This window comes from Hymenobacter sp. M1-2 (assembly GCF_057808495.1).
In genome coordinates, this window is the sequence record NZ_JBTYZO010000008.1 from 1 (window position 1) to 15,103 (window position 15,103).

The 15,103-nt window shown below is 60.2% G+C and carries 11 protein-coding genes; 1 reads left to right on the forward strand and 10 read right to left on the reverse strand.

All coding sequences use genetic code 11. From position 1 onward, the window contains the following. Positions 1-299 precede the first annotated feature (299 nt). The 5 genes from ACYSMN_RS09290 to ACYSMN_RS09310 form a co-directional block, all read right to left on the reverse strand. Positions 300-629, reverse strand: coding sequence for a hypothetical protein (locus ACYSMN_RS09290; protein ID WP_488923590.1), 330 nt, complete (start codon positions 627-629; stop codon positions 300-302). Positions 630-917: 288 nt separating this feature from the next. After that, entirely contained in the window at positions 918-2,504 is a 1,587-nt protein-coding gene (locus tag ACYSMN_RS09295) for a DUF1501 domain-containing protein (RefSeq protein WP_488923591.1), read from the reverse strand. A 98-nt stretch (positions 2,505-2,602) separates the two neighbouring features. Further along, entirely contained in the window at positions 2,603-4,345 is a 1,743-nt protein-coding gene (locus ACYSMN_RS09300) for a DUF1800 domain-containing protein (RefSeq protein ID WP_488923592.1), read from the reverse strand. A gap of 255 nt (positions 4,346-4,600) precedes the next feature. Next, positions 4,601-5,761 (reverse strand): S1C family serine protease, encoded by a 1,161-nt coding sequence (locus ACYSMN_RS09305; RefSeq protein WP_488923593.1) that lies wholly within the window; start codon positions 5,759-5,761, stop codon positions 4,601-4,603. 53 nt (positions 5,762-5,814) lie between these two features. Then, entirely contained in the window at positions 5,815-6,402 is a 588-nt protein-coding gene (locus tag ACYSMN_RS09310; protein WP_488923594.1) for an RNA polymerase sigma factor, read from the reverse strand. A gap of 134 nt (positions 6,403-6,536) precedes the next feature. Here ACYSMN_RS09310 and ACYSMN_RS09315 point away from each other — a divergent pair, with 134 nt between their 5' ends. Beyond that, a complete protein-coding gene (locus ACYSMN_RS09315; RefSeq protein ID WP_488923595.1) occupies positions 6,537-6,776 on the forward strand; it encodes a hypothetical protein in 240 nt (79 codons plus the stop codon). A gap of 493 nt (positions 6,777-7,269) precedes the next feature. On the opposite strand, the gene ACYSMN_RS09320 is transcribed toward ACYSMN_RS09315, so the two are convergent. From ACYSMN_RS09320 to ACYSMN_RS09340, 5 genes are all read right to left on the reverse strand, one after another. Beyond that, positions 7,270-9,048, reverse strand: coding sequence for a hypothetical protein (locus ACYSMN_RS09320; protein WP_488923596.1), 1,779 nt, complete (start codon positions 9,046-9,048; stop codon positions 7,270-7,272). Continuing rightward, entirely contained in the window at positions 9,045-11,303 is a 2,259-nt protein-coding gene (locus ACYSMN_RS09325) for a hypothetical protein (RefSeq protein WP_488923597.1), read from the reverse strand. The genes ACYSMN_RS09320 and ACYSMN_RS09325 overlap by 4 nt, the downstream gene beginning before the upstream one ends. Beyond that, on the reverse strand, positions 11,300-12,889 hold the full coding sequence (locus ACYSMN_RS09330) for a BatA domain-containing protein (RefSeq protein ID WP_488923598.1): 1,590 nt from the start codon (positions 12,887-12,889) through the stop codon (positions 11,300-11,302). The genes ACYSMN_RS09325 and ACYSMN_RS09330 overlap by 4 nt, the downstream gene beginning before the upstream one ends. A gap of 203 nt (positions 12,890-13,092) precedes the next feature. Further along, entirely contained in the window at positions 13,093-13,971 is an 879-nt protein-coding gene (locus ACYSMN_RS09335) for a DUF58 domain-containing protein (protein WP_488923599.1), read from the reverse strand. Positions 13,972-14,093: 122 nt separating this feature from the next. After that, positions 14,094-15,071 carry an AAA family ATPase gene (locus ACYSMN_RS09340; protein ID WP_488923600.1) on the reverse strand — a complete coding sequence of 326 codons (978 nt, stop codon included), beginning with the start codon at positions 15,069-15,071 and terminating at the stop codon, positions 14,094-14,096. Positions 15,072-15,103: the final 32 nt, after the last annotated feature.

A 15,103-nucleotide genomic window follows, 5' to 3' on the forward strand; every position in this document is an offset into this window, starting at 1 on the left:
TTCGTTTTTTCTCCCGCAACATCCTCTAACCGAACTCACACCAAGCGTTGAAGTCACACTCTATTGTATCAGCGGAAAATATGTGACCTTGAAAGCAAAGTGGCTACGCGGCAACAGGGCAAAGGCAACCTGCTCCGTGCCGTAAAGATCTTCTGCCTGTGGTTACGGCACGTGATACCACAAGGGCAACATCTGTTCAGGCTTCCTCAGACTCAGAATTAGCCTAAACGCAGGCATCTTGATACACAAAAAGCCCCAGCCAACTATATGACTGGGGCTTCTTCATGACGCAAGGCAGCTTACTTAGCTGCGCGCAGCTTGGGCTTTTTGTCCTGCTTGGTGATGTCCTGGGCTTCGCCTTCGTGTACATCATCCGATGATGCGTCATCGGCCTGGGTAGCATAGTTGATGGTAACCACGGCTACGGCCGCAATGGCCGCAATACCCAGAATGAGCTGCGTAGACGTGAACCGCTGCGCGGCTTTGCGCAGCAGCGTGCCACCGTGCTTCAGCAGGTCGTCGATGCGCTCATGGTCGCCTTGAAAAACGACGTGGTAGGCGCTTTCCAGCGTGCGGGTGATATCCTCGGGGAGAATTTTTTCAAGCTGTTGTTCCAGTTGTTGTTCCATGAGTTGGTATGCAAACAGTTGTGGTTGAGAGTAGAAATGGGAAAGCGGTAGAACCACTGGTTCCGTGTACGCAGAACTTCCGTTCCGGGCTGCTGACGAGCCAGGCTTTTTTGTGACCCGCGCCCTACGTTCGCCCATGGGTGCAACGAAACTACAATAAGCAAGCAAAACCGCTGACTTGGCTGCCACCGTGCGCCACTTACGCAACAAGCCCCCGACACCCGCCAGAGCGGACATCAGGGGCTTGCACGAACGAGAGCGAGGCTTAGAGGGAAGCCGCAACGCTGCTTACTGCACGGCTACAGTGCGGGCACTTACGCGCTGGCCCTCACGCACATGGCAGTGGTAAACACCCGGTGCCAGGCCCGACACGTCGAGTGGAATCTGGCGCCGGCCGCGGAGCAACTCCCGGTCCAGCACGCGGCTTACTTCGCGGCCCACAGCGTCGAAGAGCAGTACTTGTACGTGGCCGCCTTCGCACTCAAACTCCACGGTGGCCCGTTCACGTGCCGGGTTGGGGTACACGCTGAAGCCGGCCACTTCCAAGTCGGCCGCCGAAGCCGTGCTGCTGAGGATGTTGGGCCGAATAACGGGCACGTACGGAAACTGCCCGGTGCTTGATGGCAGTAAGGCGTTGAGCGTGGCTTGCGGCACCCGGAACCAGTCTTTCAGAATGCTGGCGTAAATGGCCCGGAAGTCGAACTGCATGGGCAAGTTGTCGTTCACGCCAGCGTTGGCGGGCAGCGTGGGGTTGTTGCCATGGATGATGGGGTTTACGCTCGTACCGAACACGATGAGCGGCGCGGCGGCGCCGTGGTCGGTACCCTTGCCCGAGTTGGCTTTGATGCGGCGCCCAAACTCCGAGAACGTCATGCCTACTACCCGGTCCTGCACGTTGAGGCGGCGCAAATCGTCCTGGAACGCCTCAATAGCCACCGAAATCTTGCCGAGCAAATTGGCATGGTTGCCGGTGGTAGTGCTGCCCGTCGCCGACACCTGGTTGACGTGGGTATCGAAGCCGCCGAGGTTGCAGACGTAGACGCGCGTTTGCAGGCCCCCGGCCACCAGCTGGGCCACAATCTTGAGCTGGTCGGCCAGGGAATTCTGCCCCGCTGTGGGGTACAGTGGCGAGAGATTCTGCGCCCGGCCCGCGGCCTGCTGAATAGCCGTCAGGTACACTTGCGTCTGCTGCACCACGCGCCGGATAAAAGTCAGCTCGTGGCCGGCCGGCGTGTTGGGCGCCGCATCTACGCCGCCGCTCAGCAGCTGGTAAAACGACGTGGTGCTGGCAATGGCCATACCCATGTTCACGGAAGGCCCCTGCACGCAGTTGCTCACCACCGAGCCAATGCTGATAGCCAGCGGGTCGGGGGCCTGGGCATTAGGGTAGCCAGTAGGAAAGTTGGGATACTCACCGTCGAGGTAGCGTCCGGCCCAGCCGGAGGTAACCGTCACGTTGGAGTCGGAGCCCGAAGTCCAGATGTCGGTGGAGCGGAAGTGAGAGCCGTTGGAGTTCGGATAGCCCACACTCTGCACAACGCCAATCTTGCCGTCGTCGAAGAGGTTTTTGATACCGGCCATAGCCGGATGAATACCCGTGCTACCGCGCAATGCCAGCACCTGGTTTTGCGGAATGGCAATTTCGGCGCGCGCGGCCATGATGGCCGAATACTGGTCGAGCGGGATGATGGTATTGAGCCCGTCGTTGCCGCCGTTGAGTTGGATGAGCACCAGTACTTTATCGGTCTGGGTGGCGCCGCCCGTGAGGTCGAACAGCTCGGGTGAAAATCCATAGGCCCCAATGGGCAGGCCGCCGAGCAGGCTTGGTAGTACCGTAGCCGCGGCGGTGGTTTGGAGGAAATGTCTGCGTTTCATGTTTGTTTAATGGTTAAATGGCTGATTGGTAGATTGCTGTATGACGGCCGGCGAGTCGTTGAATCGACCAGCCAGCTAGCCATGCAGCCATTTAGCCATTAAGACAAATGATATTCGGCCAGACCCATGATCTGGCGCACCAAGGCCCGGAGCTTGGTTTCCACGGCGGCCCGCTTGGCGGTGTTAGTGGGGGCGGCTAAGAACTCCTGCCACTCCACGGTCCACTCAAAGTCGGGCAGGCCCGGCAGCAGCGTGTCGTTGAGGAAAGCCAGCTGATTGGCCGTGAGCGGGATGGGCAGGAGCAACTTGGTTAGCTCCGCAATCAGCAAGTTGCAGTCTTGAGCTGTGGCGGGTGGCAGACTTTGCACCCAACCAATGACATCAACCTTAATGTTGTAATTGCCGCCGGTGAAGTAGCGCGTATACCCGTTCTGGCTGATGACTTGGTCGGTGTACTGGTTGCGCCGCGGCATGGTCACGGCGTTGATCCACATTTCGTAGTACTGCGGGGTTTGCCAGTAGGCGGGCCAACCGGCCACGTTGGGCGGGTCGCCGAGTTGTTGCTGCTGCACCGAGGCCCGGTCTACGAACCAGTCCCAGATACCGTATTGGGCCAGCACGTTGGAATCCGGCGGAAACGTGATGGGCAGCTGCCGGGCCGTCGTCAGCACCAGCTCAATGGGGCTTTTGATGACGCAGCCCACGTTCACCACATCGTAGAAATGCTCGCTGCTCAGTAAGGTACGTAGCACCGGCGCCAGATTGTAGCCGTTCTGCTTGAGCTGCGCGGCCAGCGGCTGAATCACGTTCTGCTCGGCGGCCGCGTCTATCACGTAGTATACAAACCAGCGGTAGAGCTTGCGCACCAGGAAAACGGCCGTCTCCAGCTCGTTGAAAATCATATCCACCAGCGCCTTGTACTCTTGGTCGCCTTGGTTGGCAATAGTCTGGTTGGCGAAGGCGCTGCTGAACTGCTTGGTGGTGGTATCGTGGCGAGTGGCGGTATAGTAGCCGTTGATGTCCGTTTGGGAGTCGCGCCAGCCGGTCAGTACCTTGGCTGCCGCCTGCACGTCGGCCTCGGTGTAGGTGGTATAGTTGCCGTTGCCAATGAGCGGGCCTTTTCCTACGGTAAACAGCTCCAGTAGCTCGCGGCCGTAGTTTTCGTTGGGCGCGCCCACGCGGTTCTGGTTGCCATTGAGGTAGCGCAGCATGGCCGGCTCCACCGTTATGTCCTTGGCTAGCTGCTTGATGTTGCCCAGCGCGTGCCGTCGCAATAGCGCCTGGTAGCTGTAGCTATAGCGGCCCTCGTATATGTCGTCGAACTCTACCACGAAGTGATTGTGCCAGAAGAGGGTCATTTTCTCTACCAGCGTGGTGCTTTGCAGCATTTGGCCCACCCACCAAGCCCGTAGGCTGCGCATGCGCCAATATTCGAAGTCGTTGTTGAAAGGCGCCGTTACCCACTGCCCGCCCACTGGCACGCTCGTATCGTTGGTGAAGCCATTAACGGGCGGAGCTGGGGCGGCCGGGGTCGTCAGCAGTCTGTTCATCACCGTCGTCAAGTTTTGGCCGGCGGCGGTGTTGATTTCGGCGCGGGTAGGCCCGAAAGTGGCCCGGCGCAGCAGGTGCGCTGCCTGCGCATACCCCCAGGGGCCAGTATACGGTGCCAGCCCCGCTAGGGAGCGAGCTGCTGTTGGCAGGCTGGTGTTGGCGAACCGACTGATGGTTTCGCCCCCGCCAGGAGGGTCGCCACTACCCACCACGGCTGGCCGTTCGAGCACGGCCGCCACGGGAGCGGTAAGAGTGGAAGCAGGTTTGCGGAGGAAAGCTCTACGGTCCATAGGCAGCAAGTGGGTGTGTGCAGTGGAAAGATCAGGTAAGCGGCTTGTAAGGAAGGGGTTAGCGCGGATATTCACAACCACCCGTCCTATGACTATCTAAGTATAGTTAAAGTTTAATGGCAGATTCTTCCTAGGGTGCTACGATTTTCTTGGTAGGGTACCCAATTGGTCGTGGCAACAATGGGTGCGTCGAAGCCAACAAAAAAGCCCCGCCGGAAAGGGCGAGGCTCTTGTAGTGTGGCGCTTACGCAACTATCATTCGTACACTTTCACGACGAACACGTAGTCGCGCAGCTTCCGAATTTGCTGAGGACGCGAATTGCCAGCCAGCAGATTAGTGCGCGGCAGTCGGTAAGGCTTCTCGGTGCTCACGGCACTCAACGAGTCCACCAGCCGCATCAAATACGACGACTTCGTGGCGAAGGCGGCGCTTTGCACATCCATCTGCCGGCCGCTGATGATGCCAATGAGGTTACCTCTATCATCAAGCAGCGGGCCACCTGAGTTGCCGGGGTTCACGGGAATACTGATCTGGTAGAAACCAGAGTCACCTTCGAAACCCGAGCGGGCGCTGAGAGAACCGTCGTTGAATACCAAGTCTTCGCGGGGATAGCCGAGCGTGTATACCTTCTCGCCGAGGTCGGCGGTGCCCCGCTTAAACGAGTAGGGCAGGCGGCCAAAACCATCGAACCCTTTGTCCTTGATGCGTAAGATGGCCAAGTCGTGGGCTACGTCGGTGAAGACCGGCTCAGCCCGGAAACGCTGCCGGTCGTGGCTTTCGATGAGCAAGGAATCGGCGCCCTGAATCACGTGGTAGCTGGTTACAATGTAGCCATCGGCCGTAAGAGCGAAGCCTGTCCCGCTGAACTTGCCGGGGTTTACGGCGGCCGGAGTGGAGCCAATCTGAGTGATAGCCTTGTTCATTACGCGCTGGGTGCGCTTGATACGGTCGACCTCGCGGCGGAGCACCGTGTAGCCGTAGAGCGAGGTTTTCTGGGACGCACGCCACCACTCTATCCCTAAAAGAGTAGTGAAGACGGCCAATACCGCCACCGAAGCGGCCACCATCATGGTAGCGCGGTGGCCGTGCCAGAAGTCGCGCAGCTTGCGTTCGGTGCGGGAAATGTGCACCTGCGGCATCAACGGGTTGCCGGTAGCCAGTACTTCATCTTCCGAAGTCAGCTTCACGGCCTGCTCGGCATCAAGGTCGGCCTGGATGGCGCGCAGCTTACGGCGGGTGCTTAGGCGCTGTCCGTAACCGTGCAGCGTATCGGTAAGGTCAAGAAAATCAGCGTAGCGCTGCGCCAGCACGGGGTCGGCGGCCAGGCGGCGCTCCAGATCGGTGCGGGCCGGTAGGGCCAGCTCGCCGCGTTGGTAGGTTTCAAATAAAGCGTAGTAGTCGGCTTCGGTCATCATGAGGTCTGCGCGGGTGGGTGAGGTCCGCTAATTGCGCGTCGGGCGGCGCGTCATCAAAATGATTCTTCCTCCTTGTAGTGAGTGAAGAACAGCTTTTTCAAACGCACCAGACACTTGTACTTCTGGTTTTTGGCGTTGTCGGCGTTGGTATAGCCAAACTCGGCCGTTAATTGCTGCATCGACTTATCGAGCAGGTAAAATCCTTCCAAAAGCGAACGACAAGGTTCGCCGAGTCGTTCCAGCGCCTCGCCCATTGTAGCGAAGCGACGGTCGCGCTCTTCGGCTTCCACGAGGTCGGCTTCGGCACCGGTTTCCAGATACGGCTCGTGGTCGTCGAGGCGGCCGCTGAAGCGGGTTTTCTCGGTGAGGCGCTTGAGCCAGAGCCGGCGGCAGACGGCGTAGAGGTAGGTCTTGATCTGGCAGCTCAGCTCCAAGGAGCCATCGCGTACTTTCTCATAGAATACCATTACGCCTTCCTGGTACACATCCTTGGCTTCGTCTTCGGTGCCGCTGTTTTGCAGCACGTAGTGCGATACCATGGGCAGGTGCAACCGGTAGAGCTGCGCAAGGGCTCGATCGTCGCCGCCACGGATGGCTGCTACGAATTCGTCGTCGGTGTAAGAAGCACTGGCCTTCGCCATTCACTTTGGTCTTTAATACACTGGGGGGAGCGTGGTAACCCGCCCAAAAATAATTTTTTCCTGACCAGGTTACCTTTCAATCTCGGCGGTATGAAAGGGGTCTTTGAGACAAATTTTTCAAACTTACCATAACCATGAAGAACCTACTGAAGGTATCTGCCCTGTTTTTCGCTGTAGCTCTGGCCTCTTGCGAGTCGAAGCCTGCTACTGAAGCTACCACGACCACTGAGACTGGTGCTATGGAAGCTACCACTCCTGCTGCTACGGATTCGTCGGCTATGTCGGCTGAAGCTCCTGCTACCACCGAAGCTCCCGCCGCTGGCGCTGAGGCTCCTGCTGCTGGCACCACTGCTCCTGCAGAAGAGAAGAAGTAATTACAAGAAGCTGATCTTTATCAGCCTCTGCAAGAAAGTCCGGATTCCCGCGGGAATCCGGACTTTTTTTGCTCCAATTCAGCTGGTTTTGTAAAGCAAGCAAGACATATTGAGGTTCATATTGTATAAAGTGCAATATTTGCGCGAATTTGTCTCATTGCTCTGTCTTATACAGACTTCTCCTCAACCAGCCGTGCCGTGTCGGGTGCTTCAATTCCTTCTCCTACTTCAGAACTCGCAGACGCGGTACCACAAATAGATGGTGGGCTCGTTGAAGTGGCTTCACTGGAGATACTTACAACCTTAACCGTACCCGATGAAGCGGTAGCGCCACTCAATGCGCAAACTACCCTCGCTGTGGGAGAATACTTGATAGGTGATGCTGAAGACACGAAACTAGGTGGGCATCCTGATATCCGGTATTAGCTGGCTAGCTCGGTTTATCTTCTTAAACGGCCCTTACAGGCCTTTTTGCTTTTTTAAGGGAGAGAGACTACAGTTTTTCCTCAAGCCATAAAAAGCCAGCCGCCAGCACAAACAGCGCGAAAAACCAGCCAACAGACCAAGTGACTAATACAGTCTGGTGGGTGAGTGGCTGATTGGCAGTAGTCAACCAAGGCAACACACTCTGCGCGCGCCGCTGTGCTTCCGGCCCCCGCCAGTTATGGTCGGCGAATACATAGAACCACTGCGCCGCTTGGCCAGGCCGCTGCACCTGCTGCCAACCTGCTCTAAGCGGCCAATACACGGCGGTACTCCATTCTGGTAAGTAGGCGTCTTGTTGTAAAGGTAAACGCGCAGCTACCGCGGCGCGGGCGTCGGAGATATTGGGTGGCGTGGATGGTGGTGAAGAGGCGGCTAGCCGTAGAGTGACCGGCAGATGGGGCCGGGGCCAAGCGTCCGTCACCAACCAGCGGCTAGTGGAGCCAGCGGGCCGCGCCGCCGCGGATAGCAAGCGGCTCCAGTAGCTTTCGTAGAGCGAGGTGGCGTTTTGCAACAGCCAAGGGTAGGTTTCGGGCAGCGCTGACACCACCACGGTAGCCAGGCCCACACGTTGGGCCGCCACTACTGGCCGGGCAACTCCCGCTGTTGTAATCAGAGAGCGAGCAGTGCCCCTCAGTTGTAGCGTAGCCGGCACGATGGTAGCGGCTGTGGGCCACGCCAACCGTTGCGGCCGCGTAACTTCGGGGCCTTGCTGCGGTACTACCCGAATGGTCGGCGCGCCCGGTATGGCTTTCGACGATGTAGGAGCATCGGCTAACAAAATCAGGCCTAGGCCCGAGGTCCGTTGTGCTGTCCGCAAAGCTTGCGTTTCGGAGCTGCTGAGACTCGCCAAGGTGCCAGCATCGGCTACCAGTACATCGTAGCGGCTTAGTAGAGAGGATGTGAGGCGGCTGAGGTCAGCAGCAGGCTGGTTGCTGAATTCCGTTTGCGTAAGGCCCCGGCTGATACCAGCGCGCCACGCCACTTGGTGCTGGCGGGCGGCCAGATGGTTTTTGAGAAATTTCAACTCGAAAGAAGGCGTGGCAGCCAGCAGCAGTACCCGCAAGGGCGTAGGCGGCAGCACCTCGGCGGGTACGGGCTCCGAAGCTAGTAAGCCAGGCAGCGGGCCAGCGGAGAGAGTAGCCACTAGCCGGCCCGTTGCTTTGGGGGTGTATCGTAGCCGGAAGGAGCCGCGTCCATCGGGGAGTTGTACCGAATCCTGGGTGGTGCCGGCGGCTTGCAGGCGTACCCAGACGGCGCTGCGGGCTGGGGCGGAAAAATGCCCTTCCAGCAGTAGTGGCTGGCCTAGTTCTAGGGTTTGGCTCCAGTGGGCGGCCTGGAAGCCATTGAAGGTCGGAGGCTTGTGCCACACCAGGCGGACCGGGCCTAGTTCGGGCAGGGCATCGGCGGGCAGTCCGTGGCCCAGCACGTGTAGTCGTTGAAGAGCCGGCAATTGCTCACGCAAGGAGCGGAGGCGAGCAATAGTGGGCGTATCTGGGATGTGAGGGCTGCTCGGAGCGTAACGCCACAGGCGGGTGGCTGGGCCTAGCTGACGCAGCAAGGCGCGCACAGAATCGGGTTGGTAACCGGGAGTGAGCAGAACCGCTTCGGACCTAGGAACCTGCTTAGCGTACTGTGGCGGATATGCCATCAGCCAAAGCGCCGCAACGGCCAGGATGCTGGCTGCTAGTCGGGCGGCTCGGCGGCTCCGGCTGGGGCGGCGCCAGGCAGCGACTAGGAGGCCCGAAGCGAGCAGCAAGCAGGCCAGCAGAAGAATGTAAAGCATCATAAAGCGCGCAAGTAACGCTGGGCCATGCGGTTAGGGTTGGCGGGCCGGGTTGGCACGGTGAGCGGTGATGGCAGCAGAGAAGCCAATGCTTTTTCGGCCGGTGCAAAGCATGTTGCGCAAGCCGGGCGGCCCGAACGAGCATCCGTGGCTAGCTGGCGCAGGGCGCGCACAGCGGTTAAGTAGGCGCCGGGGTGTTGCAGAGCCGCCTGCGCCACGGCCTGTCCGGCCCGTTCCAAGGTGGCGGCGTCGGCAGAAGCGGCGGGTTGGCCAGCGCGGAGGGCGGCCAACAAGCGGATGGCGCTTCGTATCTCGGGCTGCGTAGCGGGTTTAAGAGGTTCAGTGGAACGGCGTGGCACGGCGGCGCCGGCCAGGTCGCCGGAGAGGCGGGCGGTGGCTTCAGGTAGCACCGGCGGCTCGAAGCCGGATTTGCGTACGTAGGCGCGGGTTTGCTGCTGCACCTGCTTGAGCAGGCGCAGGGCGCGATATTCGAAGGGGCGGGCTTCGGCTGGTTTGGCTAGGCGCAAGCGCAATTCGGCTTCCCACATCTGGTTCAGCACTCCGCGCAACTTGGCTTTCACGGCAGGCTCCAGGAAATCGGCGGTTTCGGAGTCGTCGTGCTTGTGCACGTAGGCTTCCATCAGCTCCGCACTGCCGCTGGACGCGGCGGCTTCGCTAGCGGGAGAATGGTCGGTGGAGCCGCTGCCGTGGTCGTGGCCGGCGTGTTCTTCGGGGCTTTCGTTGGCGTGCTCGTCGTGGTTGGCAGAGTCGGAAGTGGGGGGGCGGGGGGCCGACTCGCCGATACCGCCTTCAAATTCTTCGCCTAAGAACTTACCGTAGCGCAGGCGCAATACCTTTTGGTCGAAACCTAAGTTGTTGGCCCGGTCCGCAAAGGTGGCGGCAGGCAGGGAAGCTTTTTCAGCCAGCAGCTTTTCGGTGTCGATGATGATTTGGCGTTGGCTACGGAAGTAGGCGGGCACCACGTTTACGCTCAACGAAAGGTCGGAGAGGCCGTCCTGCACGGTGGTGTCTTCCCACTGCACGAGGTAGGTATCGGAGCGGGTGAGGTGGCGGGCATTATCGCGCGCCCGGACGTGGAAGTACACTTCGTCGCCGTAGGTGAGGCCGAGAGCTGGCAGCCGCAATATGGAAGCGAGCGTGGCTTGCTGAGGCTGGCCGCGCAGGCCGCCGCTCAAGTTGGTTATCACCTCTCGAAACTTCACGGCCTCGCCCTGGCCCTGGGCTACCGTGGCTACCAACTGCGCTTCTGCAAGGCCATAGTCATCGCGCAATGCCACGCGTACCGCTACTTGGGGGCGCTGGCCGAACTCGATGAGCGTGTACGGCTTGGGCGTCTGAATCTGGATGGTTGGCACTTGGTCGGGCTGCACATCAAGAGCATAGTCATCAGAAGTTTGGCCCGCGAAATGAAAACGATACAAGCCGGAACTGGTAGCTGGCACTTCCGCTACAAACTCAGTGGGCCGGCCCGCTACTGGGCGGCATTGCAGCCGTTTAGTACCTAGCTCCAGAACGGGCGCCGTGCGGCTAGCCCGGCTAACGCGTACCTTCCAACGCACTAGTGAGCCAGCCGGACAGCTGAAAGAAAGACCGACCGGCGCAAACACCGGCCGCCGGGTATAAGCCGGCGGCTGCACCGTAACGCGGGTGTCGAGCAGCCGCGGCGGGGCTGGTTGACCAGGCCGCCGCGGGGCTTCGGCGGGTGGTGAGTGCAGCGGTAGTGGTTTCGAACTGATTGTGGATGCGGGGTTGTATAACCAACCGCCAACCGCCAGTAGCAACAGTGCCGCCACGCTCAGCCACACTGGTTGCCAGGAAAAAGGCAGCACGTACGGCCGCGCTTCGCTTGTGCTCGATAATCGGGTGTACACGCGCTGCTGTTGCAACTGCTCCAGCAGGTTGAGCGGCGTGGCGTTGGAATCGGAAGAAGGGTCGTGTAGTAGTAGCCCCGTGCTATCTTCCAGCTCCAGGTAAAGTCGATCTAGCCGCCGGGCCAGGGTGGCGAGAGGTTGGCGCCGCAAACGGTACAATACGATGCCAATGCTTAGCAGCAGTAGCACCAACCCCGCTCCCGCAGCCGGCCAGCTTTGCGGCCAGTGCCGTAGCCAAGCCCCGACTGCCAGCAGCGCCGCCGCGACGGGCAACAGCAATGCTACCGTGCGGCGGTTGGTTTCACGGCGGGCCAGACGGTGCAGAAGCTGGCGGCCGGTGTTGGAAGAAGTGGCAACGTGGCTCATACGGACGGCGAAGAGGAAACGGAAGCGCGGTAAGCCAAACCTCTTTCCAACGCAAACAACAGCAAAGCCGCCAGCATCACCCAGGTCCGCAGCTCCCGGCTTTGCGTTGGCGAAGGAAGCTTCGTGATGGCCGTGGTGGCAGCCGGCGCGGGACTGGTAACCGCCGCGCCAAGCTGACGAGCATCCAACTGCCGCAGATCGGGCGAAGAGAGTAGCAGCGGCTCCGATTCGGACCGAAGGAGCTGCAAGAACAGTTCGGGCAAGGCGGGGCTTTCCGGCAGGCTGCTCCAGTTGGTCTGCAAACGAGTGCGCAGCTGATAAGAAGCACCTTGGCCAAGCATCTTTCGCACAAGCACGGGCTGGCCGGCCCCGCTCTGCCACACTACTGCCTGGCTAGTAGGCACACGGCTAGTATCGAGCCGAGTTATGACTATGCGGGCGTCGTCTGCCAGACCGCGCAAATCGAGCATGGTTTCCACTGTACTACCGAGCGTAGCAGCTTCCTGCCAGAGCCGGCTGCCGCCTCGCACCTGCTTTAGCCAAGATGCTGGCACTGGCTTATCGCTCAACCAGAAAAACCAATTGGGTTGCTTGTTCAGCAGTGCAATGGAGGTTTCGGTGGGAGTTATCTTCCGTATTTCAAGCGGCCGAACCAATCCTAGAGCCGCTGCTCGTAACGCTGCTACGATGTGCCGACCAGCTTCAGCATGACCAGCATCCGCACAAAGCACCACGCGCAACGGCTCCGTAAGTACAGGCACCGCAGCCTGGCCGCTCAATTGTACTGACGGTGCAGAATCAGGCTGGTATTCTATAGTAGGCACTCCAGCTACCGAAAGCTTGGTGGTCGTGCGCGGACGAGGGAGCCGCACCGTTTGGAAAGTAGTGCCTTCCTCACGGCTACGGCCAATCGTGAGGCGGAGCGTGTCGGGGTGAGATAGAGCGGCTTGTGCGAGCCAGATGGCGGAGTCGGGCAGGGGAACGGCCTGCCACGTTAGGCGAGCGGGCAGCGCGGGGCGGGGGCCCGTGAAGTGATCAAGCTCGGTACCGGAAACTACGCGCAATGAGCGGCCCGGAAACGAATCGGCTGCCTGCCGGGTGCGGGTCCAATAGTCGTCGGGAGCAGCTGAACGTGACGGAGCCAGCATTGCCAGCGAATCTGTTTGGGGCCAGGCTGAGGGGCTAATTGACGGGAAGCCTGGGGCAAATAGTCGTAGGGCAAAGCCGCGCTGCCGCAGTGAATCTATGTCAGGACGTAACGCAGGGAGCACCTCTGGCCGCAGCACGTCTGGGGCCAGCAGCACGAGGCCACGCACTGTTTGTGGAGGAGGAGTGTGTTGCCAAAACGGCCCCGCCACGGCCAACGCCAACAGCGCCACAATAGTAGCGCGCAGCAACAGCAGCCACAGTTGCTCTAGCCGAAGGTTGCGCAGGCGGCGGTTGGCCGTGGCCTGTAACCAGCGCACACTGCCCACGCGCACCGTGCGGCCCGGCCGTCGGTTCCAGAGGTGGATGGCCAGCGGCACGGCCAGTCCCAGCAGCGCCAGTAGCCCGGCAGTAGCGTAGTGGATAAGGAGCGTGGGCAATGTTTTAATGAAGAATGAAGAATGAAGAATGAAGAATGAAGAATGAAGAATGAAGAATGAAGAAGCTTCCTAACAGCTCTCAGCGGCTCATTTTTCTACTTAATCATTGAGGTAATGCAAGCTTGACAGTGAGTGAGGTTAAGGTTGAAAAAGTAGCAGTACTACGTTTGATAAATCCTCATTCTTCATTCCCAATTCTTCATTTATCCCAGGGCTTTTTCTCGGCGTAGTAGAAACTCTCGCAGGGCCCGGTCCAAAGGAGCGGCGGTGCTGAGTTGCTGGTAGTCGAAGCCGTGGCGGCGGGCTTGCTGAGCGGTGTCGCGCAGCCAGGTTTGGAGTTGCTGTTGCCAGCTGGCGCGTTGTTGGTCGGCGTTGAGTTGCAGGCGCTGGCCAGTTTCGAGGTCTTCGAACGTGACGGCGCCTCGGAAACTAAAGGCCAGCTCGTTGCCCGCCACCAGGTGCAGCAGCAATACTTCGCCGGAGGAGGCTCGCAGCCGCGTGAGGAGACGCTCAATTTCGGTTTCCTCCTCGTACAAGTCGCTCACGCACACGGTAAGGGCGCGTTGGCGGCGAGCAGTAAGAGGAGCCAGAGTTTCGGTGGAAGGGAAAGCGCCGGCGGCTTCCGCGGTTTCGAGGGCGTGGTAAAGGCGCGGCAGCTGGCGGGCATCAGCGCGAGGTGGCAAGTGGCGCAGGCCCGTTGGGTGCAGCAGCGTGAGGCCCACGGCATCACCTTGCTGGGTAGCCAGGTAGGCCAGCGCGGCCAGCAGCAGCCGCGCGTAGTCGAGCTTGGTGAGGCCGTTGTCGTCTTGGTGGTTCATGCTGGCCGTCGCATCCAGCACGAGGTGCACCGTCAGGCTGGTTTCCACTTCCGATTCGCGCAGATAGTACCGGTCGGAGCGGGCGGCGAGGCGCCAGTCGAGGCGGCGCAGGTCGTCGCCGGGCTGGTAGGGGCGATACTGGCTGAACTCTAGGCCCGCGCCGCGCCGCCGGCTCTGGTGCTGGCCGTGCAGAAAACCTTCCGCCGCCTGCTTTGCCGCTAGCGGAAGATTGTGGAGCGCATGAAGAAGTTCAGGGGAAAGCATGGCTGGTTGTTGGGCGTTCGTTTTTGGTTGTTGGTTTTTGGTTCTGGTTTTTCGGGTTTGGTTTTCGTCAAACGAAGGATTGACAAGGGCATAAGCCAAAGCCAAAAACGAACAACCAAAAACTAAACAGGCACGACTTTTAGCAACTCAGCTACCGCATCATCGGCCGTCAGGTTTTCGGCTTCAGCATTGAAGTTGAGTAGGACACGATGGCGCAGCACGGCGGGAGCCAGCGCCCGAATATCTTCCAGCGTAGCGGCAAAGCGGCCTTGCAGCAGGGCCCGGGCTTTGGCGCACAAAATCAATGCTTGGCCCGCGCGCGGACCCGCTCCCCAGCGCCCGTAGTTGCGAATGAACGGCACTTCCGACGTGGCCGGGCGCGTGGCGCGCACCAGGCGGTTCACGAAATTCAGCAGCTCCGGGCTCAGACTCACCTGCCGCACCAACTGCTGAAGCTGCCGGACGTCTTCGCCGCCCAGCACTGGGCGCACCTCGGGCCGCGCCACACCAGTAGTACCGCTCAATACCGCCAGTTCCTCCTGCTCCGACGGATAGCCGATGCGGATGTACAGTAGAAATCGGTCGAGCTGGGCTTCGGGCAGCGGGTAGGTGCCGCTTTGTTCGATGGGGTTCTGGGTGGCCAGCAGAAAAAACGGCCGCGGCAGCGCGTGCTCCTGGCCGGCGTACGTCACGTGGCCTTCCTGCATGGCTTCGAGTAGCGCGGCCTGCGTTTTGGGCGGCGTCCGGTTGATTTCATCAGCCAGCACGAGACTGGCGAAGATGGGCCCTTCGTTGAATTTGAACGAGCGGCGGCCGGTGCCGTGGTCTTCCTCCAGAATTTCAGTGCCCAGAATATCAGTGGGCATGAGGTCCGGCGTGAACTGAATGCGCCGGAAAGGCAGGTCGGTGGCCTGGGCCAGAGTGCGCACGAGTAGCGTTTTGGCCAAGCCCGGCACACCTTCCAGCAGCGCGTGCCCGCCGGCCAGCAGCGCCACCAGCACCTCATCCAGCACCGCGTGCTGCCCTACGATGACTTTGGCAATTTCTTCGCGCAGCGGGGGGAGTTTGGCGAGCAGGCGGGTAATGTCTTGTTCGGTCATGAGCACCGTTTGGATGAGTAATAAATGGCAGT

Bases quoted from the DNA above. Each gene is read 5' to 3' on its own strand.
- ACYSMN_RS09295 (WP_488923591.1), bottom strand. From the start codon at position 2,504: ATGAAACGCAGACATTTCCTCCAAACCACCGCCGCGGCTACGGTACTA.
- ACYSMN_RS09315 (WP_488923595.1), top strand. From the start codon at position 6,537: ATGAAGAACCTACTGAAGGTATCTGCCCTGTTTTTCGCTGTAGCTCTG.
- ACYSMN_RS09300 (WP_488923592.1), bottom strand. From the start codon at position 4,345: ATGGACCGTAGAGCTTTCCTCCGCAAACCTGCTTCCACTCTTACCGCT.
- ACYSMN_RS09305 (WP_488923593.1), bottom strand. From the start codon at position 5,761: ATGATGACCGAAGCCGACTACTACGCTTTATTTGAAACCTACCAACGC.
- ACYSMN_RS09290 (WP_488923590.1), bottom strand. From the start codon at position 629: ATGGAACAACAACTGGAACAACAGCTTGAAAAAATTCTCCCCGAGGAT.
- ACYSMN_RS09340 (WP_488923600.1), bottom strand. From the start codon at position 15,071: ATGACCGAACAAGACATTACCCGCCTGCTCGCCAAACTCCCCCCGCTG.
- ACYSMN_RS09320 (WP_488923596.1), bottom strand. From the start codon at position 9,048: ATGATGCTTTACATTCTTCTGCTGGCCTGCTTGCTGCTCGCTTCGGGC.
- ACYSMN_RS09325 (WP_488923597.1), bottom strand. From the start codon at position 11,303: ATGAGCCACGTTGCCACTTCTTCCAACACCGGCCGCCAGCTTCTGCAC.
- ACYSMN_RS09335 (WP_488923599.1), bottom strand. From the start codon at position 13,971: ATGCTTTCCCCTGAACTTCTTCATGCGCTCCACAATCTTCCGCTAGCG.
- ACYSMN_RS09310 (WP_488923594.1), bottom strand. From the start codon at position 6,402: ATGGCGAAGGCCAGTGCTTCTTACACCGACGACGAATTCGTAGCAGCC.